Annotated in this window: 17 protein-coding genes, 1 other RNA gene and 2 pseudogenes; 10 read left to right on the top strand and 10 right to left on the bottom strand. The window is 32.0% G+C overall.

All coding sequences use genetic code 11. The features are described 5' to 3' along the window. Window positions 1–109: 109 nt before the first annotated feature. From AC0L5U_RS00585 to dapF, 4 genes and pseudogenes are all read right to left on the bottom strand, one after another. Window positions 110–997, bottom strand: a pseudogene (locus tag AC0L5U_RS00585) (DUF2279 domain-containing protein). 20 nt (window positions 998–1,017) lie between these two features. Continuing rightward, window positions 1,018–1,976, bottom strand: a pseudogene (gene mltG / locus AC0L5U_RS00580) (endolytic transglycosylase MltG). Window positions 1,977–2,071: 95 nt separating this feature from the next. Continuing rightward, window positions 2,072–2,596: a GNAT family N-acetyltransferase gene (locus AC0L5U_RS00575; protein ID WP_473414072.1), complete on the bottom strand. Its 525-nt coding sequence runs from the start codon at window positions 2,594–2,596 to the stop codon at window positions 2,072–2,074. Then, entirely contained in the window at window positions 2,593–3,366 is a 774-nt protein-coding gene (gene dapF, locus AC0L5U_RS00570; protein WP_473414071.1) for a diaminopimelate epimerase, read from the bottom strand. Before dapF ends, AC0L5U_RS00575 begins: the two co-directional genes overlap by 4 nt. Window positions 3,367–3,582: 216 nt before the next feature. Here dapF and AC0L5U_RS00565 point away from each other — a divergent pair, with 216 nt between their 5' ends. The 5 genes from AC0L5U_RS00565 (at window position 3,583) to AC0L5U_RS00545 (ending at window position 8,592) form a co-directional block, all read left to right on the top strand. After that, window positions 3,583–4,893, top strand: coding sequence for a trypsin-like peptidase domain-containing protein (locus tag AC0L5U_RS00565; protein WP_473414070.1), 1,311 nt, complete (start codon window positions 3,583–3,585; stop codon window positions 4,891–4,893). Window positions 4,894–5,183: 290 nt separating this feature from the next. Continuing rightward, entirely contained in the window at window positions 5,184–5,510 is a 327-nt protein-coding gene (locus AC0L5U_RS00560) for a hypothetical protein (protein WP_473414069.1), read from the top strand. A 7-nt stretch (window positions 5,511–5,517) separates the two neighbouring features. Next, complete coding sequence (locus AC0L5U_RS00555) at window positions 5,518–6,249, top strand: LVIVD repeat-containing protein (protein WP_473414068.1); 732 nt, start codon at window positions 5,518–5,520, stop codon at window positions 6,247–6,249. A gap of 133 nt (window positions 6,250–6,382) precedes the next feature. After that, window positions 6,383–7,831 carry a glyceraldehyde-3-phosphate dehydrogenase gene (locus tag AC0L5U_RS00550; RefSeq protein WP_473414067.1) on the top strand — a complete coding sequence of 483 codons (1,449 nt, stop codon included), beginning with the start codon at window positions 6,383–6,385 and terminating at the stop codon, window positions 7,829–7,831. 140 nt (window positions 7,832–7,971) lie between these two features. Further along, window positions 7,972–8,592, top strand: coding sequence for a tRNA (guanine-N1)-methyltransferase (locus tag AC0L5U_RS00545; protein WP_473414063.1), 621 nt, complete (start codon window positions 7,972–7,974; stop codon window positions 8,590–8,592). 74 nt (window positions 8,593–8,666) lie between these two features. Here AC0L5U_RS00545 and fsa read toward each other — a convergent pair whose 3' ends face one another. From fsa to ffs, 4 genes are all read right to left on the bottom strand, one after another. After that, window positions 8,667–9,320: a fructose-6-phosphate aldolase gene (gene fsa, locus AC0L5U_RS00540; protein WP_473414061.1), complete on the bottom strand. Its 654-nt coding sequence runs from the start codon at window positions 9,318–9,320 to the stop codon at window positions 8,667–8,669. Window positions 9,321–9,540: 220 nt separating this feature from the next. Then, on the bottom strand, window positions 9,541–9,969 hold the full coding sequence (locus AC0L5U_RS00535) for a hypothetical protein (RefSeq protein WP_473414060.1): 429 nt from the start codon (window positions 9,967–9,969) through the stop codon (window positions 9,541–9,543). A gap of 44 nt (window positions 9,970–10,013) precedes the next feature. Further along, window positions 10,014–10,817 carry an SDR family oxidoreductase gene (locus AC0L5U_RS00530; protein WP_473414059.1) on the bottom strand — a complete coding sequence of 268 codons (804 nt, stop codon included), beginning with the start codon at window positions 10,815–10,817 and terminating at the stop codon, window positions 10,014–10,016. A 75-nt stretch (window positions 10,818–10,892) separates the two neighbouring features. After that, an RNA gene (ffs, locus tag AC0L5U_RS00525) (signal recognition particle sRNA small type) lies at window positions 10,893–10,991 on the bottom strand. A gap of 87 nt (window positions 10,992–11,078) precedes the next feature. On the opposite strand from ffs, the gene AC0L5U_RS00520 reads away from it, so the two are divergent. From AC0L5U_RS00520 to AC0L5U_RS00510, 3 genes are read left to right on the top strand one after another with little or no spacing between them, the layout of a single operon-like run. After that, window positions 11,079–12,116 (top strand): glutaminyl-peptide cyclotransferase, encoded by a 1,038-nt coding sequence (locus AC0L5U_RS00520; protein WP_473414057.1) that lies wholly within the window; start codon window positions 11,079–11,081, stop codon window positions 12,114–12,116. Window positions 12,117–12,139: 23 nt separating this feature from the next. Next, window positions 12,140–13,921 (top strand): ligand-binding sensor domain-containing protein, encoded by a 1,782-nt coding sequence (locus tag AC0L5U_RS00515; protein WP_473414055.1) that lies wholly within the window; start codon window positions 12,140–12,142, stop codon window positions 13,919–13,921. After that, entirely contained in the window at window positions 13,878–16,442 is a 2,565-nt protein-coding gene (locus AC0L5U_RS00510; RefSeq protein ID WP_473414054.1) for a hybrid sensor histidine kinase/response regulator transcription factor, read from the top strand. Before AC0L5U_RS00515 ends, AC0L5U_RS00510 begins: the two co-directional genes overlap by 44 nt. Before the next feature lie 64 nt (window positions 16,443–16,506). Here the strand turns inward: AC0L5U_RS00510 and AC0L5U_RS00505 are convergent, their stop codons facing one another. Beyond that, window positions 16,507–18,024, bottom strand: a complete 1,518-nt coding sequence (locus AC0L5U_RS00505) for a RagB/SusD family nutrient uptake outer membrane protein (RefSeq protein ID WP_473414053.1) — start codon at window positions 18,022–18,024, stop codon at window positions 16,507–16,509. Window positions 18,025–18,034: 10 nt separating this feature from the next. Further along, window positions 18,035–21,133 carry a SusC/RagA family TonB-linked outer membrane protein gene (locus AC0L5U_RS00500; protein ID WP_473414051.1) on the bottom strand — a complete coding sequence of 1,033 codons (3,099 nt, stop codon included), beginning with the start codon at window positions 21,131–21,133 and terminating at the stop codon, window positions 18,035–18,037. 461 nt (window positions 21,134–21,594) lie between these two features. On the opposite strand from AC0L5U_RS00500, the gene AC0L5U_RS00495 reads away from it, so the two are divergent. Beyond that, the gene (locus AC0L5U_RS00495; protein WP_473414050.1) at window positions 21,595–23,112 is read left to right on the top strand and encodes a sulfatase-like hydrolase/transferase; all 1,518 of its coding nucleotides are present in this window, start codon (window positions 21,595–21,597) and stop codon (window positions 23,110–23,112) included. 98 nt (window positions 23,113–23,210) lie between these two features. After that, window positions 23,211–24,515 (top strand): cytochrome ubiquinol oxidase subunit I, encoded by a 1,305-nt coding sequence (locus AC0L5U_RS00490; RefSeq protein WP_473414049.1) that lies wholly within the window; start codon window positions 23,211–23,213, stop codon window positions 24,513–24,515. Window positions 24,516–24,601: the final 86 nt, after the last annotated feature.

Raw genomic sequence — 24,601 nt, 5'->3', positions numbered from 1 at the left:
TTTTTAAATTTCTTCAGCAAAATTAAAAGTTAAAATTGCTTGAAAATTTGAGCGTGCAAAAGTACACCTTTTTATAATTAATTCAAAATTAATCGATTAAGTACAATTTTTAATTGTAGAATAGATGAAATACAGCCCCTTTTTTATTGATTTCTAATGAAGGAAACGGTATTTTTATCATATTGAAAACGTTAAAAATTGACTTTAAAAACGATGAATTTGTTTTAATTTTTTGTCAAATTTACATCAAAACTCAAATAGTACTGTCTAAATCTCTGATTAGTTGTTAACACTTGATTGTCAGTAACTTTAACACCTGTTAACATGTCTTCCCCACCGTACCCTACAGCCACATTTAGCCATTTTGGAATTTTACTATTTTTAAAAAAAGAATGCAGATTAAAACTCAACCAATAGGTTTGTCCGTTATAATCTTTTAAGACTTGTTCAAAAAGGATTTTCCGAGTTTATCTGGTCGTTGTGAAGCATAGCTAGTTTGGTGAAAACTAAATTTTACGTCAATTCGTTGTTCTTTCCACAATAATTCTTGCGAAATATAGAGTCCTGTGCCCAATGCGTTTGCACCAACATCGCCCCATGAAAATCCCCATTCATTGGAATAGCCATCTAACACTTCAACGGCAGTTAAAAACCCAAATCCTAGTGTGGCTCCATAAAGTAATTGATTCTTTTTGGAAACCCCACTCCAGTTTAAAAGAGTAGCACCTTGCTTCCCTAATTGATAGGATGTAAACACATGCCCCAACTTATCCATTTGCAACCACTCGCTATTATCATTTATAGTATGAAATTTTGAACGTTCAAAATCTTCATACCAGATTTCATTTAATCCAATGAGTGCAGAACTAGCCAAAGCAACCTCAGAAATAACAACCGTATTTCTTCGCTTAGCATTTAAAGTATCACTTGGTTTAAAAAAACTAGTTTTGGTAGTTTGAGCAAAACTATTTGAAACACAAAATAAAAATAATGCGATATAACAATTAAGGAAACGCACTATTTATTAATCCCTTGAGATGATAAGTATTTATGATATGCCCTGGCATTCACATTATGTTGCTCTAAAGTTTTAGCAAACTTATGATAACCATATCGTTTTGCATCTGCAGCAAAATAAAGATACTTGTGCTTTTCATAATTTAAAACAGCATCAATTGCCGATATATTAGGCATTGCAATGAGTCCTGGAGGTAATCCCCTATTTTTATAGGTATTGTATGGAGACACAATATCTTTATGCACATTTAAAACACGTTTTATAACTGTGTTTTTGTACTTAGGCAACTTATAAGCTGCAAATTTAAGGGTTGGATCTGCTTGAAGCGGCATACCAATACGTAATCGGTTTAAATAAACGCCTGCAATTCTAGGTTGCTCTGAGGGTTGTTTGGATTCTTCATAGACAATAGACGCTAATGCAATTATTTGATGTTGATCTAGCCCTATGGTTAGTGCTTTTTTCACTCTATTAGCATTCCAAAACCTATTGAATTCAGCTAGCATTTTTTTCTAAAACCTTCGGCAGTTGTATCCCAATGAAACTCGTAAGTATTAGGTAAATACATACCTAGAGCGGTTTCCGTTTTAAAATTATTTTTTCTTAAAAAAGAAGCATCATTCATAGCTTTTACTAAAGAAACACTATCCGCTTCAATTTGAAGTGCAATTCGTCCTGCTAATTTTTCTAATGAGCTTTGATTATTAAAAGTAACTTTTACGGGTACTTTTTTAATTCTGATGGAATTGATAATATCATTATTACTCATTCCTTTTTTAATAATGAATTTACCAGACTTTACATTATTAACATATTCTTTCTGTTTTGCAAGTACATCAAACTTATCAATATCCTTCAATAAAGGGACTAGTTGTTCCCTAACTTCTTGATAGCCATCTGTAGTTTTTACGTAAATATAGGCTTCCTCATTATTAAAATTGGTATTAGGTGCCAACATTGCTCCATAGATATAATACGCAAAATAAGCTACTGCTGCCAACCCAATAATGGCGATAGTCCAAAGTATTCTTTTAATGTACATTTAGAATATGTTTAAGGTTTTATAAGTTGTAATAAATATTCGTTATTGAATTTACCGCTATTAAAATTCCAATCTTTTTTTAACCCAATTGTTTCAAAACCATTATTTGTAAAGAGTTGAATACTTGCTTTGTTATCTTCGGAAATATTGCAATATAATTGGTGTAAACTCAAATGGGTAAAACTGTAATTAATCAATAGGTTTAGAGCTTCATTTCCATATCCTTTAGCTCTATCCGAAGCTTCTTTTACCACAATGCCAACTCCAGCCCTTTTGTTTTTAAAATCAAAATCGAACAAGTCTATCAAACCTAGTGATTTTCCCTTTTTATTTGAAATCACTAAACGTAATTGTTTTACTTCATAAATATCTTTTAAAGCGTGCTCCAAATATTGTTTAATAATATATTTAGAATATGGTGTTTGCGTGTTACTCAAATTCCAGATAGCTTCATCATTTTCAAGTTCTAAAACAAACTCTAAATCTTCAGGTTCTAAAGCACGTAAATTGATATGTTCGCCTTCTAAGGTTTTCATATGGTACCTTCAAAAACAAACTTTGCTGGACCTATTAGCCAAACATTCTTATAAATATTATTTTCAACATCAAAACAAACTTCTAAATGCCCACCTTGAACCATTAATTCCACTTGATTTTTTTCAGTTTCTCCTATGTAGTGCATTGCAATGGCAACTGCCGTTGCTCCTGTACCACATGACAAAGTTTCATCTTCAACACCACGTTCATAAGTTCTTAATCTAAATTCTGCATCCGATAACTTCTTAACAAAATTCACATTTGCACCTTCTTGATTGTATGGCGCTCCGTATCTTATTTTAGCGCCATTCGTTTTTACATCAAAATCATTAATCGCATCTTCAAATTGCACGTGATGTGGCGAACCTGTATCTAAAAACACAAAGTCTCCTTCGTTTTTAATAACATCAACATCTTGCATTTGAAGTCTTACAATATCTCCATCTATAGAAGCATGGTGTAAACCATCAACAGCTTCAAAAATTGCTCTTTCAGTAATTACTCCTAATTGTTTTGCGAAAGCTACTAAACATCTTCCACCATTACCGCACATGGTACTTTCATTTCCATCAGCATTATAATACACCATTTTAAAATCATATGTATCATGATTTTCTAAAAGTATAAGTCCGTCGCCTCCTATGCCAAAACGTCTGTCACAAAGGGATGCTACTAGTTTGGTATTATTTTTGTCGAATTTTAACTGACGATTATCAATCATCACAAAATCGTTTCCTGTTCCTTGATATTTATAAAATTTCTGTTGCATAATTATTGTGCAAAGATATAAATATTAAACCGTTTTAAGGATTGTTAAATCGTCGTTAAAGTTGAATTACACATTCAATAAATAATTAATTTTAATCGTTGATAATATATCTTAAACTGAAAATTATGAAGAAGATTTTAACATTAGTATTAGTTTCAGCACTTGGTGGTGTATTAACTCTAGGAGCTTACAAATTTTTTAGAAGAAGAAAAAACAATGGTAGTAAATACTGTTGAGGAACAACCTACATTTTTACCTACTAGCTCAACAAATGGTGTTTACAAGGCATATGAAACACCAAACTTTACAACAGCTGCGGAAAACACAGTAAATGCCGTTGTTCACGTTAAAAACGTTACCGTAAGTTCTGGACAAATGACTATTCAAGATTTATTTATGGGAAGACGTCCGCAACGTGCTCAAATGGGTACTGGGTCTGGAGTAATTATAACTCCTGACGGCTACATTATTACGAATAATCATGTGGTTGATAAATCTCAAGAACTTTCTGTGACCCTGAATAATAACAAAACTTATAAAGCTGAAATTGTAGGCACAGACCCAAAAACGGATATTGCGCTTTTAAAAATTGAAGTAGATGAAGATTTACCCGTTGTTACATTTGGAGATTCCGACGACGCAAAAATTGGCGAATGGGTATTAGCAGTTGGAAATCCTTTCAACCTAACATCTACAGTTACTGCGGGAATTATTAGTGCAAAATCTAGAGATTTATCTGGAACTCATTCACAATCGTTTATTCAAACAGATGCTGCTGTAAATCCAGGAAACTCTGGTGGTGCCTTAGTAAATACTAATGGAGAATTGGTTGGAATCAATACTGCTATTTCATCTCAAACTGGTTCTTATGTAGGTTATTCTTTTGCTGTACCTAGTAATATTGCTAGAAAAGTGGTTGAAGATATTATGGAGTATGGTAATGTGCAAAATGGTATTTTAGGAATTACAGGTGGTTCTCTAAATAGCAAAACTGCCGAACATCTTGAAATTGAAGACACACAAGGGTTTTATATCGAAAGTGTTGTTGAAGATTCTGGTGCTGAAAAAGCCGGGTTACAAAAAGGAGATATTATCAAAGAAATTGATAACATGAAAATTTCAAAGTTCTCAGATTTAAGCGGACATCTAAATACAAAACGACCTGACGATATTGTTAACGTAACATACCTTCGCGATGGAGATATTAACACAGTTCCTGTGCGTTTAATTAGAAACGAAACTTATATTTTACCATTGGTTGGTCAAATAAAAAATGCTAAACCATCTGATTTGAAAAAGTACAAAACAGAAAATGGTGTTAAAATTGTTGATTTGAATGGTAAATATGCTGATTACTGGAGAAAAAATGGCATTAAGAACGGTACTATAATTACTGCTATTAATGATGTGAAAGTTAACAATGTAGATGATGTTCAAACCATACTTAAAAATCAATCTCCAAATGAATCTTTAAGAATTGAACTTATAAATGAAGATGGCGAAAAAGAACGCTATAATTTTAGGTAAACAAATAGTAATCAATATTTTATATAAAAGTCCTCATAATGAGGACTTTTTTTGTAAATAAATACGCAACCTTTTTAAGTTTTAGCATCTTATAATAAAAAGCTAAAACATGATAACCTTAAAAAAACAAAGCACTAATTCTTCTGAGTGCTTTATTACTCTCCTCCTGTATTTTTCTAAGAGAACCCGATGACGGTTTTGAATTTAATAGCAAATACGAACCTGAAATTGTAAAACGAGAAAGTTTCATAAATTCAATTGAACTATTACCGCCTCAAACCCAAGAAATAATGGGTAAGATATATATTAAGGACAATTTTTTATTTATAAATGAACCTAATAAGGGATTTCATATTTACAATAATTCAAATCCATCTTCTCCAATAAAACTCAAATACTTAAAAGTCCCGGGATCATCAGATGTTTCTATAAAAGGAGATATTTTGTATATAAATACAGCGGTAGATTTAGTAGCTATTACTTTTAAAACTGATTTTAGTGGTGTAACTGTCACTAAAAGAATAGAAAATGTTTTTCCAGAAATGTTATCTCCTGATGGTTATTATGCAGATAAAGCATCTGATGACATAATAGTTAATTGGACTCAAAAAAAATAATGCTAACATGAAAAACTTCACTTTAATACTTTTACTACTTACTATTTTATCATGTGAAAATGATAGCGATACCAATAACGCTCCAGTTGATACTGGACAAGGCGGATCTTTGGCGCGTTTTACAATCCTAAATGATTATTTGTACACAGTTGACGATCAATCGCTTAATGTTTTTAATATTAGCACAAAAACAAATCCAGTTTTGGTAAATAAGCCTTTTATTGGTTTTAATATTGAAACCTTAGTGAGCTATAAGGATTATCTTTACATAGGTTCAAGAAACGGAATGTTTATTTATGAAACCTCAAACCCGGAAGACCCAAAACAACTAAGTGCAGTACAGCATTTCACAGCCTGCGACCCAGTAATAGCAAACGATACACATGCCTTTGTAACTTTAGATGCGAGCTTAGGTTGTGGTACCAACATTAGTGCTTTACAAATTTATGATGTTGAGAATATTACTGCACCTGTTCTAATTTCCCAACGTAATCTTATCGCTCCTAAAGGGATGGGACTTTATGGAAATTATTTATTTGTTTGTGATGATGAAGTTAAAATATTTGATGTTTCTGATCCTGAAAACTCAAAACTTGTACATAGCATTAATGTAAATTCATTTGATGTCATTATTCAAAATAATCATCTTATTGTAGTAGGTAATAGCCAATTGTTTCAATATGAATTAAATGCTTCTGATATAAAAGAAACTAAACTTTTAAGTGAAATTAGTGTTTAAAAGAGAAATAAAAAACACAAAATACCACTAAAAACAACCCTATTACAAAGGGTTATTTTTTTGTTAAAACACCTTACGAAAACGTTTGAAATATGATACTTTTGCAAAATCAAAAACAACTAAACTTATCAAAATGTCTACAAACGCAACTTATGAAAAGGAGTTAGCTTTTCAAGCAAATCTCAGAAAAGCAACGGTTGAATTTATCAAAACTGTAAGCGACTTATGGTATGATAAATCTATTGAATTGGTACTTTTTAAAAATCAATTAATTGACCAAAACATAAGTCAGATTTTAAATTTACATCAATATGCAGGTAAATTTGTTGAAAAGCCAATTTCTATATTTGACTCTGTAGAGATCGCCAAAGCCATAAATCAACTTAAAATTCCTCCTGCAAAACTAGATATTGGTAAATTAGCTTACGAGTTTCGTCTGGACGAAAGTAAATATAGTAATGCGTTAAACTTTGTTGCTAACAAAGTTAAAGATGCACATAAAAGTAAAAGTATAGCCCCTAAAGATATTGTGCTTTATGGTTTTGGGAGAATAGGACGATTGGTAGCCCGAGAACTTATGACTAGAACAGGTAAAGGAAGCCAGCTTCGTTTACGCGCCATTGTTACAAGAGGCAAAATTACCGAAGAAATTCTTGAAAAAAGAGCCTCATTATTGCGTAATGATTCTATCCATGGAGAATTCTCTGGTACTGTAAATATTGATGTTGCTAATAGTTGCTTAATAATTAATGGCACAACGGTAAAACTAATTTCTGCTAATAATCCTGAAGATATAGATTACACAAAACACAACATTAAAGATGCTTTAGTAATTGATAATACTGGTGCTTTTAGAGATAAAGATGCTTTATCTAGACATTTAAAATCCAAAGGTGTAGAAAAAGTTTTGTTAACGGCTCCAGGTAAAGGTGTTCCTAATATTGTACATGGTGTAAACCATTTAGAGCATAATCCTGATAAAACCAATATATTTTCGGCAGCATCATGTACCACAAACGCCATTACACCTATTTTAAAAGTTATTGAAGATGCATTTGGTGTAAAAAGCGGTCATTTAGAAACTATTCATGCTTACACCAACGATCAAAACCTGGTTGATAATTTCCACAAAAAATATCGTCGTGGTCGTGCAGCTGCACTAAATATGGTAATTACAGAAACTGGAGCAGGAAGCGCAGTTGCTAAGGCTTTACCTAGCTTAGAAGGTAAATTAACTTCTAATGCCATTAGGGTGCCTGTACCCAATGGGTCTTTAGCTATTTTAAATCTAGAGTTGAACAAAAAAACTTCTGTAGCTAAAATAAATGAAACTCTAAAAAAATATGCTCTAGAAGGAAACTTAGTAGAACAAATTAAATATGAATTGAGTGATGAACTAGTATCAAGTGATATTGTGGGATGTTCCGCCCCTTCAATTTACGATAGCAAAGCAACTATTGTAAGATCCGATGGAAAAAATGCAATTGTTTATGTTTGGTATGATAACGAGTATGGGTATAGCCATCAAGTTATTCGATTAGCAAAATACATAGCAAAAGTAAGACGTTATACCTACTATTAGACATCCAAAATTTTTTAATCATCGTATATAATCCAAAATAGCTTCGCATTTATTTGTGAGGCTATTTATTAATTAAGCCTATAATTAAACTTTATTTTTTATTTTCGCAAAATCAAGTTAACCTATTTAAACACAACCAAATGAATTCTTTCAAATACTTAATTGCCTTGGTATTATTATCTACCTGTAGTTTATCTTTTTCTCAAACTACTCCAGAAACCGAAACATTATCATTGAATAGTGGTACAATAGACAGTCAGTTTCAATATATTTTTAAAAAGTCAGGCAATTTTAAAGGTACTAATGGACAACCTTACGAAGCAGTAAAACGTGTTTGGTTATCTACCCTAAGATCTCATGTAAATGATTCTCTTAAAAAAATTCGTAAAGATTTAAAAGATACTCAAGCAGTTGTTAAAACCCAAGCGAACGAAATTTCAGAATTAAAAACCAACCTATCTAAAACCCAAGGCGATTTAGATACAACAAATAGCGAAAAAGATAGCATGTCGTTATTTGGTTTACAAATGAGTAAATCTGGATATAATACTTTACTATGGAGTATAATAGGCGGCTTATTAGCATTTTTAATTTTCTTCATTTATAAATTCAAGAATAGTAATACCATAACAAAACAAGCAAAACACAATCTTGAAGAAATAGAAGAAGAATTTGAAGAACACAGAAAAACTGCTCTAGAGCGTGAGCAGAAAGTACGTCGTCAATTACAAGACGAAATAAACAAGCAGAAAAAAGGATAAAAACCTAAAATAGATTAAATAAAAAAGCGCAATTATCAAATGATAACTGCGCTTTTTCAGTATTGTAATATATTTTAGTTTCCTTTCTTATAGTCAGCTAAAAACTTAGCTAAACCAATATCAGTTAAAGGATGTTTTAATAATCCTTCAATAGAACTTAAAGGCCCTGTCATTACATCAGCACCAAGTTTAGCACAATCAATAACATGCATTGTATGCCTAACAGAAGCAGCAAGAATTTCTGTTTCAAAAGCATAATTATCATAAATATGTCTAATTTCTGCAATTAAGTTTAAACCATCAGTCGAGATATCATCTAAACGACCAATAAAAGGAGACACATAAGTAGCACCTGCTTTGGCAGCCAACAATGCTTGTCCAGCAGAAAACACTAAAGTAACATTCGTTTTAATACCTTTACTAGAAAAGTATTTACACGCTTTAACACCATCCTTAATCATTGGTAATTTAACCACAATTTGGTCGTGTAATTCTGCTAAAGCCTCTCCTTCTCTTACCATACCATCAAAATCGGTAGAAATAACCTCAGCACTTACATCTCCATCTACAATATTGCAGATATCAACATAATGTTTCAAAATATTATCATGTCCAGTAATGCCCTCCTTGGCCATTAATGATGGGTTTGTAGTTACACCATCTAAAACTCCCATATCTTGAGCGTCTTTAATTTGGTCTAGGTTTGCGGTGTCAATAAAAAATTTCATTATTTAAAAATTATATAGATTTTACGTTATCATTATGGGCGTTACCCAAGGGTCGGGCTATCCGCTATATCTTTTTGCCGAAAAAGCAAAAAGGATGCCGCTTCTATCCCTAACGCAGCGAATTTACAACATTAAGGCTTTTAGTTAATTAAGTTTAGGTAAAATCTATTAACAAGTTGCTAAAAGTTTTCGGAAGTAAAAATTATAAAGGAAAATCTAATTAACGAATTGTTAAAACATAAGATTGAGATGTTGATTCCTCACACAAACCATCGCAATCATTCAAATCGTTTTCACACGTTTCGTAATAATCGGTAGCCTGTTCTACATAAAGACTTATGGTAAAATTATAGCGTCCTCTTTCCAAAGGTCTCCCTTGAATAATAACATCTCTGTAATCAAAAATAACTTCGATACCTTCGGGTAAATCTCCATGAAAATTGAAATCATAATAATAATTATTATCACGAGGTTCATTTTTAATTTCTGAAGTTATCTTATCGAAATAATTCTGATGAATATCTCCTTCAACTAACCTATTATCAGATAATACAGGTTTCCTATTAATAATGCATTCTAAGATATCTTGACAACTCGTTACTACAAAAAATAACGAAAAAACTGAAAGAAAGAGGATTTTTTTATGCATAAGGCTACTTTTGTCTGGATAAGACACAAATAGCATACCAAAAACTATAATTTATAATGTTTCATTAGTAGTTTTTCATAAATAGTATCTGGTAAAATACGTTTTAGAACAATAGAAAATTTCTGCATAAACTCCCCTACTTTGTAATGTCCCTTTGGTTTAGAAGTATTAATTACTTTAAAAACCGCTTTCGCCATGACATCAGGATCGCTTCCAGAATCTACATGAGCATCCATTAATTCTAAAGTTTTTCCATAGGAAGCTTTATAAGGAGAATTTTCTTTTAATGGCGCATGGTACCTTCCAGCAGCAATGTTTGTTGCAAAATCTCCTGGTGCAACATTAGTCATTTCAATATTAAACGCTTTCAGCTCCATTCTAAAAGCTTCAGTTAAAAGCTCTAAGGCACCTTTGCTCGCACTATAAATACCACGATATGGCAAACCCATGTAACCTGCAATTGATGTTACATTAATAATTAAACCCGATTTTTGTTGGCGCATTTGAGGCAATACAGCTTTAATTACATTTATAGGTCCAAAAAAGTTAGTATCAAAATTTGCTTTTATTTCTTCCTCAGGAATTTCTTCAATTGGTCCTGTTATACCAGCACCAGCATTATTTATTAACACATCTAGTTGTCCTTCATTATGGATAATAGAAGCTACTGCTTTGTGAATGGTCGTGGTATTTTTAACATCCAATTCTAATAGTGAAAAACTACTGTTTTTATAATTCTCAGGATTTCTACTAGTACCATAAACTGAATAACCTTTTTGGTGTAGAAATTCTCCAATAGATTTTCCTATTCCCGAAGATCCTCCTGTAATTAAAACAACTTTAGACATGTTTTTGAAGTTATAATGTGAGTGCCAAATTACAATATAGTATTACGATAAGAAAATTTAAATTTATGGCACAAAAAAAGGCAAGCTACCTACATCACACCGCTACGACCATTTACCTTTGCTGCGTTCCCGCCCTGGAGGATTCAACAGGAGCTGGTTGTGTAGGACTTGCCGTGGCAAAGATACAATCTTTTAAAATTTTCACAATGATTTTTTTAAGCGATTTTAAATAAATATATTCGAGAAAAATTAAGTCTAAAAATGAAAACATATAAATATCTCACTTTCATCATTTTATTATTAGTTATTGTGTCTTGTGGCTCTAATTCTGGGAATCAAAAAAGCTACTTTAACATCAAAACCAATGCTGAAAAAGGAAATATATCTGCAAGTGAAAATTTAAAATTATCTTTAGAAAACAGAAAGAATTATAAAATAGATTCTGTGGTTTATAAAATAAATGGTAAACGTGTTTCTGACAACTTGAATTTAAACGAACATAAATTAGGCAAGTATCCAATTGAAGCCGTTATTTATTTTAATGAAGATGAAATACAAACAGTATCCTCATCAATAACTATTTTAAGCAATATATCTCCTAAAATATTTAACTATAAAATCATCAATGAATATCCACACGATATAACATCTTACACTCAAGGGTTAGAATTTTACAATGGCAATTTATACGAAAGTACCGGGCAGTATAAAGAATCTAAACTAAGACAAGTTGATTACAAAACAGGAAAAGTAATTAAAAATATAAGTTTAGAAGATGCTTATTTTGGAGAAGGCTTAACTGTTTTAAATGACAAAATCTATCAATTAACCTGGAGAGCAGGTACTGGATTTGTTTATGATATAAATTCTTTTGAAAAAATAAGTAGTTTTAAATACGGAAAAAGTAAGGAAGGCTGGGGATTAACACATAACAACACACACATTTATAAAAGTGACGGCACCGAAAACATCTGGTTATTAAATCCTGAGACTTTGGTTGAAGAAGATAAAATTCAAGTGTTTACCAACAAAGGAAAAATTACTGAAATAAATGAAATGGAATGGATAGATAATAAAATTTACGCCAACCGCTATCAAAAAAATGGCGTTGCTATTATCAATCCTAAAAACGGTGCTGTTGAAGGAGTTATAGATTTTACACCACTAAAGGATAAAGTAACTCAGCACGATAAATTAAATGTACTAAATGGCATTGCTTATAATCCAGAAACTAAAACAATTTTTGTGACTGGAAAATACTGGGATAAAATGTTTGAGGTGGAGATTATTGAAAAATAGAAACTATATTAGTATAATCGATTATGCTAAACAATTTCAACTTAAATAAAATATTGAAGTGCTTTTTTAAACACTATAAAAACCATAAATCTAAGGCTCTATTTTTTTGCCTACTATTTATACATTCTCTTAATTTAAATTCTCAAACTAAGTTTGATATTCTTGAAAGTAGTCCTTTAAAATTTGAAAAGATAAATCCTGAAGAAGGGCTAATTCACAATTCCGTAACCACTATTTACCAGGATTCTAAAGGATATATGTGGTTTGGCTCATTTAATGCGCTCTATAAATACGATGGGTATAACTTCAAAATTTATAAAACAAATCCAGATGATGAGAATTCTTTAATAGGGAACGATATCATTTTTATACATGAAGATGCTTCTGGAAAGCTATGGATTGGTACCAGTCAAGGCTTATGTTATTATAATAGGTATTTAGATAATTTTACAAGATCTCTTACTACTGTAAGTGAGGGCGAACCATTAATTATAAAAAATCGTGTAAATACAATTTACTCGGATACTTTTAAAACTCTATGGGTTGGTACAGATAATGGATTATTTCAGCTTAGAAATAACGATAATAAATATGACGTTTCTCTTCATCAATCTAGTAATTCAAAAACAAGTATATCAAGCAACATCATAAAAGCTATTGTTGAAGATAAAGATAATAACTTATGGGTTGGTACAGAACATGGTTTAAATAAAATAATAATCAATAGACAAGGCGACTTAGTTTTTAATCATTTTTTTCATGACATGAAAAATAATGTATCTCTAACTGACAACGATGTAACAAAACTATGTATTGATATAAAGCATAATTTATGGATAGGCACACGAAGTGGATTGAATAAATTATCACTATCAAACAACTCTGAGAACTTTGAGTTTACTAGATATCAACATAATAAAAGTAACAAAAACAGTTTATCTAACAACCACATTACAGCAATTACGCAAGACTACAATAATGATATTTGGATAGGTACAAGATATGGTGGAGCCAATAAGTTTTTAGATGGAAAATTTTTAAGCTATAAAAATAGTTTGAGTGATGATAATAGTATAAGTAGCAACGAAATTTCTTCTATACACAGCGGTAAAAATGGTATCCTTTGGTTTGGCGTTATTGCAGGAAGAGTCAATAGATTAGACCTCAACAAAAATAAAATTGCGCATTTTAAATTTAATGCAATTGACAAAACAAGTTTGAGTGATAACATTATAAACGTTATTTACGAAGATTCAAGAAAAAATTTATGGATAGGAACACATAATGGTGGACTCAATAGATTAAAAATAGAAGATGGAAAAGCTTATTTTCAATCTTATAAAAACGATGTATTAAGTAGTAATAATATATTTTCAATTTGTGAAGACAATTATGGAAATTATTGGATTGGTACAGAAGATAAAGGGTTAAATTTCGTAAATGGAAATATCTTTGAACAATCTGATAAATTGAATGTTAATAATTTTTCTAAAGAATTAAACAATCTTCCGAGCAATAATATATCTATACTCTACAAAGACCATCTTGGCGATATATGGATGGGCTCATTTGATGGAGATGGTTTGATGAAATTTTCTCCAAATGGTTCCAATTTAAAAGAGTTAAATGTTCAGCATTTTAAAAATAATCCCGAAAACAAAAACAGTATTCCTTCAAATTATATTTCGTTTATTTATGAGGATTCTAAAAACAGACTATGGGTTGGGACTTATGGTTCTGGTTTAATCCAAATTTTAAGAGATGAATATAACAATCCCAAAGAATTTATTCAGCTTAAAAAATGAAGAAAACCCTAATACGCTAAGTAATGATAACGTATTTTCGGTTTTAGAAAGTGAAGATGGTACACTTTGGATTGCTACTTTTGGCGGAGGACTTAACAAGATACAAAAAGAAGATATTGAAAAAGTAAGCCCTAAAATTGTTAGATATAGAGAAGCACAAGGCTTAACTAATGAGGAATTATATGGCATTTTAGAAGATTCAAATAAAAATTTATGGATAAGTTCTAATAGAGGCGTTTATAAATTTGATACTCAACAAGAAACCTTTACTAATTTTCAAACTAGTGATGGGTTTCAAGCATTAAACTTCAGGAAGTTCTCTTTTCACAAAGGTTCAAACGGTATCATGTATTTTGGAGGTATCAATGGGTTTAATGCATTTAGTCCTGAAGCGTTTAAAAAAAATCAATTCTTACCCGATGTAGAAATTGTTGATTTTAAAATTTTCAACTCATCAGTATACCCTAATATTGAAATTGATGGCAAAACCATACTTACTAAATCTATTTCCGAAACTAAGGAAATAACATTAAGACATATAGATAATGCATTTACCTTTGAATTTTCTGCATTACACTATACTTCTCCTTCACAAAACCAATATAAATATTTTTTAGAAGGATTTGATAAAACATGGACTACTACTGATGCAGATAGACGTTATGCCACATATTCAAATTTAAATGCTGGCTCCTATGTTTTTAAAGTAAAAGCAGCAAACAATGATTCTGTTTGGAGTGAAAATCAAAAATCTATACTAATTAATGTGCTTCCGCCTTGGTGGAAAACATGGTGGGCTTACATGTTATATTTTAGTTTAGTTATTGGTTTAATGTTTCTTTTTAGATATTTCATAGTTAAAAATAACGAATACCAGAATAGGCTTAAAATTGAAAAAATAGAGCAAGAAAACATCAAAAATATCAATGCAGTAAAGTTAGAATTTTTTACAAATATCTCTCACGAATTCAAAACACCACTTACCCTAGTTTTAGGGCCGTTGCAACATCTTATTAACTCTAACACCATAGATTCAAAAATTAAAAACACGTTATTATCTGTAGAAAAGAACGCAAAAAATCTTTATAAACTTATCAATCAAGTATTAGAATTTAGAAAAATAGAAGCCAAAGAAACATCAATAAATGCAACAAAAAGAGATTTAGTAGCTTTTATAAAAGAAATAGTAGATTCTTTCTATTTTTTAGCTGAAAGTGGTAAAATCAATTTAAAATTTACTACAAATGAATCTAACATTACAGCCTTCTTTGATTGGGATAAGATTGAAAAAGTGATGAACAACTTAATTTCTAACTGTATAAAATATACACCGGAAAACGGTTCTGTTAGTGTGTCTTTATTTTTTCCAAATGAAACGAAAAGTAGTTTAAACAAGACTGTAAAACTCATAGTAGAAGATACAGGAATTGGTATTCCTAAAAATCAGTTGGCCTTTATTTTTAACCGATTTTATCAAATAAATAATTCAAACAGGTCTAGCTCAATGGGTTCTGGTATTGGTTTAGCGCTTACTAAAGCGTTGATTGAACTTCATAATGGTACAATAGAGGTTCGAAGTAAAGAACAGAAAGGCACAACATTTAAAATTGAACTCCCTTTAATTGAAAGCAGACCAATAGATAATTCTGTTATTAAAAATGATTTAATTGAACAGGATTTTGATGTTTCAAATAAGCTTCCTGAAACTACAAATAAAGCGCTTTTTGATATTAATGATATTAACTCTCAGAATACAGAATTACCGCTTCTGCTAGCTGTAGAAGATAATTTAGAACTTCAAGCTTTTGTGAAAAGCTCATTAAACGAATACTATAATATTATTCAAGCTTTTGACGGGGAAAGTGGAATTGAAATTGCCTTAGAAGAAGTGCCAGATATCATCATTAGTGATATTATGATGCCTAAAAAAGATGGGATAGAATTGTGTGATGCACTTAAACAGAACCCCATAACAAATCATATTCCTATTGTATTACTTAGTGCTCGCGGGTCTATTGAACACAGAATTGAAGGTCTTGAAGTAGGAGCAGATTCTTATATTGCCAAACCTTTTCATGTGAAGCACTTACTAGTTACTTTGGAAAAACTCTTAAAACAACGTCAACTTTTAAAAGATAAATTTTCTAAAGGTTTTACGGAAAATAATAGCAAAACAGATGGAGTTACGAAGTTTGAGGTATTGTTTTTAGAACGTATTGAAACCATCATATCGGATAATATCCACAACTCTCAATTTGGAGTAACAGAACTGGGAGAGGCTTTAAACTTTAGCAAAATGCAACTTTACAGAAAATTGAAATCTATAAGCGATATGTCTGCAAACGAGTTTATACGAAATTATCGTATAAAGCAAGCTGCAAAGTTAATGGTAAAAACCGATATGAATGTATCTGAAATCGCCTATGAAGTAGGTTTTAATAATCTATCGTACTTCACTAAATGCTTTAAAAAAGTATATAACACTTCCCCAAGTAAATATCTTAAGGGCATAAAAAAATAGAGCAGGAACCAACCTGCTCTATCAAACTTAAACTAATTTTAAAAAAACAACTAACTCAATATCTTTATTTAAGGTTTGGGTTTACATCTATTTCTTGACTTGGTATATTCCAAGCAGTTTGTCCTCCATAATTTAGTCCTGCAGCGTTTAAAGCACTACTCAAATCTCCCCAGCGTTTTAAATCATACCATCTATGTCCTTCAAACATTAATTCTACACGTCTGTCTTTTTTAATTTGCTCAAATAAGGCAGTTTGATCGCTATTGCTTATTCCAGTCATATCTAAACCTGCTCTACCTCTAATTTTCTGCAGCTCATTCCAAGCTTCTCCTGTTTTTCCTTGCATCACTAAAGCTTCGGCTTTATTCAAAATTACCTCAGAATAACGAACTACTGGAATGTTAATGGCTGTACCTACATTAAAAAATGCGCCACCTCTTTGCCAATTTACAGTATCATACGGTAAAAATTTACGCATTTGATAAGCACCTGGCGTCTGTAAATCTAACCTGAAGTCACTATGAATATTCAAATCAGGAAATACACTTGTAGTATTTGCTTCAGCATAAAAAATTTCATCTTGACCAGAAATTAGCATAGAAGCTTCTCTTCTAATATCATCATCTTCAAAAGCATCGTTAACAATATCATAACTATCCGTTTGCCTTGGAATCATGTATACCGCCCAAGATATTCTTGGGAAAATGTGCATTATTAATGATGTTTCTGCTTTTTCATCATTCCAGAAGTTTCCTCTATCAGAAATCAATTGTACTTCAAATACAGATTCTTGACTATTTTCCATTCTTCCATCAAACATTTTCACATAGTCCTCAGCAGCTAACAACTCATAGTTTAAATCATCTACTTGATTTGCAGCACTTTCAGCTCCTATATAATCAGCAGTTGATAATTTTACACGAGATAGCAATCCATATGCAGCTCCTTTTGTGGCTCTACCTAAATCCTCTGCAGGATAGGTAGCAGGTAATAATTGAGCAGCTCTGGTAAGATCTGTGTCCATCTGTTCCCAAATTTTGGATTCTGCTGACTTCTCTATAGTATTGGCTTCTGCAGGAGTCAAAACACTAGTTACTAATGGTATATCTCCAAAACCTGTAAGGTTATAATAATATAATGCACGTAAAAATAAAGCTTGTCCTTCCACTTCATCTCGCTTTTCTGCGGAAAAATTCGTAACTTTATCTAGATTATCTAATACAAAATTTGCTCTACCAATGCCTTTGTAAGCAGCATTCCATCTTAACCTAAAGTACAGGTTGTTGGCATCCCAATCATATGCATTTAGCTTAATCATATCTGGACCAAAATTACCATCTCCATTTTCATTAATAATATTATCTGTTGGAATCTCTCCCAATGTTAGAAATGTTAACTTATACATTCCTAAATGGTTAAGTGGATCATAAGCAGCTGTAACAGCTTCTATTGCTTGACCTTCACTTTGCATAAAAGTATCAGAATTTAGTCCATTCTGATTAACGAGATTTAATTCATCAGAGTCGCAAGAAAACGCTGCTACAGTAGCTATTGCAACTAAATAAAATTTAATTTTTTTCATAATCATTTTTTTAAAATTTAGCATTTAAACCAATTGAGAATGTTCTCGCTACTGGATAGATGAAATTATCTATTCCTGCAGCTAAATTGCTACCATTAGCACTTCCAACTTCTGGGTCTGTTCCTGAATACTTGGTAAATGTAAATGGGTTCTGTACGTTAGTATAAATTCTCACTTGAGAAATCTTTAGTTTTTCTATTATCTTAGAAGGCAAAGAATAGCCTAATTCAATAATTCTAATTCTTGCAAAAGAACCATCTTCTACGTAAAAACTTGATATCTCATTATTTCCTACATCTTGAGCTATTGCTCGTGGATAAGACGCATTTAGATTACTGGTAGACCATGGTGTGATATTTAATTTGTTTTCACTTCTAGTCCAATCTGTTAACATAGATTTAGATATATTAAAAATATCATTACCCGAAACACCATTACCTTGTAACGCAAAATCAAAATTTTTGTACTGTAGGTTTAAATTAAAACCATAAATAAAATCAGGAATTGGATTCCCAATAAAGGTTTTATCATTATCATCAATAACGCCATCAGGAGTGCCATCTGGCCCTGATATATCGACATAACGTATATCTCCTGGTGCTGTATTTGCATCTTGAGTAGCTCCTGCTGAAACTTCTGCATCATTCTGAAAAATCCCATCGGCCACAAATCCATAAAACTCTCCTACACTTCTTCCATTTTCTGTTCTTGTAACATTTGCACCTCTAAAATTATAGTTACTTATAGGTGCTGGTATATCTAATATTTCATTTTTAATAGTAGTAATATTTGCACCTACATTATATTTCAATTCACCAATATCACCTGAATAATTTGCAGTAAACTCAAACCCCTTATTAGTAAGCGATCCTATATTTTGTCTTTGACTTGCTTGATTTCTACCATTAGACTGACCCGTTACTGCCGATTGTGATACAGGAACCAAAACATCTTCCTGTGTTTTATCATAATACTCAGCAATAATATTCAATCTGTTATCAAAAAAGTCTGCATCTACACCTATACTGTATTGTGTTACGGTTTCCCATTGTAAATCTTCATTTGCAATACCGTTAGTTGCTAAACCAGAAAGTACTGTTCCATTAATATTACCAAAAGGGTAGTTAAATCCTGCAACAACTGGTGCAGAAAACTCGTATGGGCCAATACCATCAAAACCAACTTGCCCCCAACCTGCTCTTAATTTAAGTGATGACAAAGCACAATCCTCAGGAATAAAATTTTCATCAGATATTCTCCAACCTACAGACAATGATGGAAATGTTCCCCATTTTTTATTGTTACCAAATCTTGAAGAACCATCACGTCTTAAAATTGCGGTTAACAAATATTTGTTTTTGAAACTGTAGTTTACCTTTCCGAAGTAAGACAATAAATTAGAATCTATAAAACTATCAAAAATACCTAAATTTTGAGTATCCTGATTTATTACTCGAAGTTGACCTTCTTCTGGATTTTCTCCAGTTAAACGAATTTCTCTTCTATCATCTTGTTGAAAACTATGTCCTAGTAATAATCCAACCGAATGATTTTCTACTTTGAAATTATAATTTAATATGTTTTCAATGATGTAACTCGTTGCGGAAATTTGAGATTTAAACAATGTTTCCTCAGTAGATGCCGCTGCACCTAAATCGAATATTCTTCCATAATTTTCTGTAGTAGTATTATTAATAGTATAATACCCGGTAGTCTTAAATTCTAAGTTAGGAAGTATTTTAAACTGTCCGTAAATATTACCTAAAATCCTATTGCTTATTGGCGCATTTCCTTGTAATTGTTCAGCGGTAAATAGTGGGTTAGTTTGTGGCTTGTAAAATCCGTTAGGAGGCGTTGGCGAATAATTCCCATTTCCATCCAAAGCAGGAATTGTTGGGTAAAACAACGTAGCAAAAGATAATGTTGTATTTGTTCCTCTAGAAGCTCCCAAACCTTGTTGCCTAGATCTTGTGTAAGCAATGCTAGCACCAACTTTTAATCTTTCAGATATTTTTCTATCGGCATTTAAACGCATTGTTACTCTTTCAAAATTAGAGCCCTTTACAATACCTTCTTGTTCAAAACGTCCTAAAGACATGAAAAAGTTACTAGTTTCTGATCCTCCAGTAAATGAAGCTTGAATATCTGAAGTAGCTGCTGATTGTGTAATTGTATCAATCCAATCTGTACCAGCACCGAAAGAATCAGGATTACTAAATTCTGCAGGAAGCTGATTTTCTCTACCTGCATTAGCATATGCCAGATTTGTATTACGTACATACGTTTCTCCGCCCATTAAATCTAGGCTATTAGCCATTCTTTGATATCCAGCTCTCGCACTAATACTAACAACACCCTTTCTAGCTGCTTTACCTCGTTTTGTAGTAATTAAAACAACTCCATTTGCTGCTCTTGTCCCATAAATAGCAGCAGATGCAGCATCTTTAAGAATGGTAACAGACTTTATATCCTGAGGACTAATATTTGATAACGGACTACTATTTTCGTTACCTCCTACAGAAATAGGAAAACCATCTACAACATATAGAGGCTCACTTCCATTAATACCTCCAGCACCTCTAATTCTAACGGAAACTCCACCTCCAGGAGTCGCATTATTACTCGTTACGGCAACACCGGCGGTAAGACCTTGTAATGCATTATCTACTGAAGCCGTGTTTACCTTGGTTAAAGACTCTGTGTCAATGTTTGATACAGCACCTGTGATTTGAGAGCGCTTTTCTCCACCATATCCCACAATTACAACTTCATCTAGAGCTGCTAAGTCTTCCAGCATTGTAATTTGAACAGAAATTTTACCGTTAACTTGCACCTCTTGGGTTTTGTATCCAACATAAGAAACTACTAAGGTGGCATTTGACGCCACATCATTTATTGAGAATTTCCCATCAAAATCTGCTGTCGCTCCTTTTGAAGTTCCTTTTACTATCACCGATGCTCCGGTTAGTGGCATTCCAGTTTCATCTAAAACTGTACCGGTTAAATTGATAGTCTGCGCATTCAGATTAGCTGATATAGCGAAAAATCCCGCTAGGAGCATCAAAAATCGAAATCGCATAACATTTGATTTGCGTTTTGTTTTTTTCATATTATATATAATTAATTTAGTTTAATTGTGACACAAATGTATTTGCATATTCTTCAATTTATTAGCATATATTTTTCAAATACTTCAATTTTTAGAACATGTTTTAAGTGCTTTTGGCCTTTTTAAATACTTAATAGACAAAAGAGATTTGTAATATTTATGTCAATTTAAATACCGATTTAACACATAAAAGACTAAAAATCAGACATCAATAAGAGTTTCCCTATAGTTAGATCACATGTAATATTTGTGCTAATTGCATTTGATAAAACAAAGTAGCATGTGAAAGGTGTTATGTAAAATTGAGTGGCGCTTAAAGAATGATTAAAGCGTTGAAACAATTAGAAGCAAGATAACTGTCATTATTTGCAATAACAGTAACAAGAAGTTTATACCAAAATCAAGAATTTTACAACTGTCAAATAAAAGCAATAAAAGACTTTTGAAATACAATTTTCTAAATGAAACAATTGATACTATTATTCACAACAATCATTACACTCATTTCATGTGAATCAAAAAATAAATTAGCTGTATACAGCAATCCTTCACATTCTATTGAAAAATCAAAAGCCATTCGGGACAGCTTACCTAATATTGTTATAATCTATGCAGATGACCAAGGCACTTTAGATTTGGGATGTTATGGCACAAAAGATTTAAAAACCCCTGTATTAGATAATCTTGCAAAAGAAGGTGTGCGGTTTACACAAGCTTATGCACATACTGTATGCTGCCCTTCTAGAGCATCTCTATTAACAGGTAGAGTTCCTCAAAGAAGTGGTGTGAATACTTGGACTTCTTGCAACCCAAAAGACCAAGATGGTAGAGTCATGGATTTAAAAGAAATAACCATTGCTGAGCATTTAAAAAAATTCGGTTATAGTACTGGACTAATTGGGAAATGGCATTTAGGAGCTACAATGGATCATGGGCCTTTGGATCAAGGTTTTGATTATTTCTTCGGATTTAGGGGTGGCTTCATTGATTATTACACACATAATTTTTTACACGCCAAATGGCAGCGTCCTCAGTTTCATGATTTATATGAAAACAAAGAAGAGGTTTTTTATGATGGACAATATTTTCCTGATGTGCAGATTTTTAAAACAAAAGAATTCTTAAATAAAAATAAGAATAATCCTTTCTTTCTTTACCTCCCACTTAATTTACCACATTATCCAGAACAAGCAGACTCAACTCATATAGAACATTATAGAGATTTGAAATGGCCAAGACGTTCGTATGCACCAATGATTTCTACAATGGATGATAAGGTTGGAATTATTTTAGATGAAATAGATAAATTAGGTCTTAGAAAAAATACAATTATAATTTATATGAGTGATAACGGACATTCTACTGAAGATTATTATAATTGGAACGAAAGCTACGGTGGTAATGGTGGCGGTGGCTATACGGGACAATGGCGAGGTGCTAAAGGTAGTTTTTTTGAGGGCGGTTTAAGAGTACCTGCAATAATTAGTTATCCTGAAATATTTCCTAAAGGAGAAGTAAGAGGTCAACCAATTATGAATTTAGATATTTTACCAACTTTATGTGATGTCTTAAACTTACCACTACCCGAAAATAAATTAGATGGAAAAAGCATTTTACCTATTATTCAATCTAATACAGCAAAAGCAAAACGCGACGTCATGCATTGGATGTGGCAACATATGTGGGCTGTTAAAAAAGGAAACTGGAAGTTGATATATAGAGGTTATGATACTACAGGGAAGTTTTCTAACCATCCCGAAAATCAATTTGAAATGCCTGAATATTACTTGGCAAATTTAAACGATGAAAATCCTGAAGAAATAAACCACGCTAAACAGCATCCAGAAATTTTAAATGAGTTGAAAAAATTACATGATACTTGGGCTATTGATGTTTTTAAAGACTCTGGTTATGATATACCAAAATTTGATAACTCGGACACATCTGGAAATCCAAAAAAAGGTTCAAAAAAACTTTAAGATTATATTAAAAATCTTCATTTTTTTAACGTTAATACAACCCTAAAATTCAGCTTTAAAAAGTATCTTTGTAAAACACTTTTTAAAGCTTGTTTTTTATGGACAATCTTGATGCCGCAAGACTTCAAATGGCATTTACCTTAATGTTTCACATTGTATTTGCATGTATTGGTATGGTTATGCCTTTTTTTATGATTGTTGCCCATAAAAAATGGTTGAACACAAAAAATCCTGTGTATTTAAAATTAACTAAATCGTGGCAAAAAGGTGTAGCGATTTTTTTTGTAGTTGGCGCTGTTTCCGGTACCGCTTTATCTTTTGAGTTAGGTTTATTATGGCCAGAATTCATGAAACATGCTGGACCAATAATTGGTATGCCCTTTTCTCTTGAAGGTGCTGCCTTTTTTGTTGAAGCCATTGCTTTAGGCTTTTACCTCTATGGGTGGGATAAAATTCCTGAAAAATTCCATTGGTTTACAGGTATTATTGTTGGGATAGCTGGTGTTGCTTCTGGTATCTTGGTGGTTTCGGCAAATAGTTGGATGAATGCTCCTTCTGGTTTTGATTATATAAATGGAGAGTTTTCAAATATTGACCCTATAAAAGCATTGTTAAACCCAGCTTGGTTTACACAAGCACTACATATGACTTTAGCTGCTTTTACTGCAACAGGTTTTGCAGTTGCAGGGGTTCACGCATATCAAGTTTATAAAAAACGTCAAGTAGAACTTCATAAAAAAGCTTTTAAAATTGCGATTACTTTTGCTGCAGTTGCAGCCATTTTACAACCTCTAAGTGGCGACCTTTCTGCAAAGGATATAGCAGAACGCCAACCTGTAAAATTAGCAGCAATGGAAGCACATTATGAAACCTCTAAAGGCGTTCCGTTATATATTGGTGGTATTGTAGACCATGAAAAACAAGAAGTGAATTATAAAATTGAAATCCCAAAAGCACTATCATTCTTAGCTTTTGGAGATTTTGATGCCGAAGTAAAAGGTCTCAATGATTTCCCTGAAGATGTTCGCCCTAATGTAGCTATTGTACATTATGCATTTCAAATTATGGTAGGTATCGGAACTTTATTAATGTTAGTTGGACTTTTATTTTTTATAAGTTTAAAACGAAAACAATGGTGGAATAGCTCAAAATTTTGGTTACTTTTCATTGCGTTAGCGCCAATGGGTTTTATCGCCCTAGAAGCAGGTTGGGTGGTTACCGAAGTTGGCAGGCAACCATGGATTATTCATAACATTATGAGAACCAAAGATGCCGTTACCCCTATGCCCGGAATGGTATTTAGTTTTTACATGTATGTAATTTTATATTCAATTTTGGCAATTGCTGTAACATGGCTCATGGCACGACAGATAAAATCATTAAACAACTCTGAATTAGCTTAATATGTTATACGTTGTGTTATCTTTTTTACTTGTATCGTTAGTGCTTTATGTTATTCTAGCAGGAGCAGATTTTGGTGCAGGTATTA

Source organism: Jejuia sp. G7-7, from assembly GCF_055808955.1.
The sequence above is the reverse complement of the archived record's forward strand: the minus strand, read 5'-3'. Positions and strand labels throughout refer to the sequence as shown.